The organism is Acidovorax sp. KNOB132 (genome assembly GCF_057541515.1).
In genome coordinates this window covers 1-1,183 of record NZ_BAAJYT010000545.1, presented here as the reverse complement: position 1 = coordinate 1,183, position 1,183 = coordinate 1, and the positions used below count along the sequence as shown (strand labels likewise).

The 1,183-nt window shown below is 70.0% G+C and carries 1 pseudogene; it reads right to left on the bottom strand.

Going from position 1 to position 1,183, the window contains the following annotated elements:
* Window positions 1-825, bottom strand: a pseudogene (locus AC27IO_RS24510) (Bug family tripartite tricarboxylate transporter substrate binding protein); the annotation flags it as partial.
* Between the last annotated feature and the right edge of the window lie 358 nt (window positions 826-1,183).

Genomic DNA, 1,183 nt, shown 5'->3' with positions numbered 1-1,183 from the left:
ACTCGTTCACCGCGTCGTGCACCTTCTGCTGCACCGTCCTTGGGCGTGGCGGCAGGCATGGTAGATTGCCGTACCAGGCGCTGATGTCCGACCTGCGGCAGGCCGGCCTCGGTCCATGGTGGGCACCTGCGGCAGCTGCGGGTTGCGCTGCGGCGTGGTCACGGCCAGGGCGCGCATCTTGGCGGACTTGATCTGGCCCAGCACCGAGGGCATGGTGTCGAAGCTCATCTGCACCTGGCCGCCCACCAGATCGACCAGCGCGGTGCCGCTGCCCTTGTACGGCACGTGCATCAGGTCGATGCCGGCCGCGTCCTTGAACATCTCGGCCGCGATGTGCTGCGTGCTGCCCGCGCCGCTGCTGGCGAAGTTGATGGTGCCGGGCGCTTTCTTCGCCAGGGCCACCAGCTCCTTGACCGACTGCGCGGGCAGGGCGTTGGTCACCACCAGCACGTTGGGCACCGCGCCCACGAAGGCTACCGGCACCAGGTCGCGGTTGTTGTCGTAGGCCAGCTTCAAGAGGTGCGGGGCGATGGCGTGCGCGGTGACCGCGCCCATCACCATCGTGTGGCCGTCGGTGGACTTGGCGGTGGCATCGGCCGCCAGCGTGTTGGAGGCTCCCGGGCGGTTTTCCACCACCGTGGGCTGCTTGAGCAGCGGGCCCAGCCGGTCGGCCACGGCACGGGCCATGGCGTCGGTGCCGCCGCCCGGGGCCGAGCCCACCAGGATGCGGACGGGCCGGGTCGGCCATTCCTGGGCGCTGGCGCCCAGGGGGATGAGGACGGCGGCGGCCAGGGCCAGGCCGGGCAGGGGGATGCGGCACCACATGGTTTGTCTCCTGTTGTATGCATGCCCATGGACCGGGCATTGAGGGGCATCCTAGGGCGCGGCCTGCGGGCCGTAAATTGAAATGAAATGATGGATTGATATCCATTGGTTATCGTTTCCGGTCGCGTGTGGATGCCACCGGAATGGGGGCCTGCGGTTGAATGCCCCGCGCGCGGCTCACTAAACTCGGCGCTGCTCCCTCCCCACCGGATTCCCACCCTCCATGCACCGACTGCCCTGGCCCCTGCCCGCCCTTCTGGCCTGGGCCGCCGCATGGCTGGCGTACCTGGGCCTGCAGGGCCGGGTGGCGCCGGTGGCGGCGCTGATCGCGGCCTGCGCCGTGGGCACCGCGGCCAGC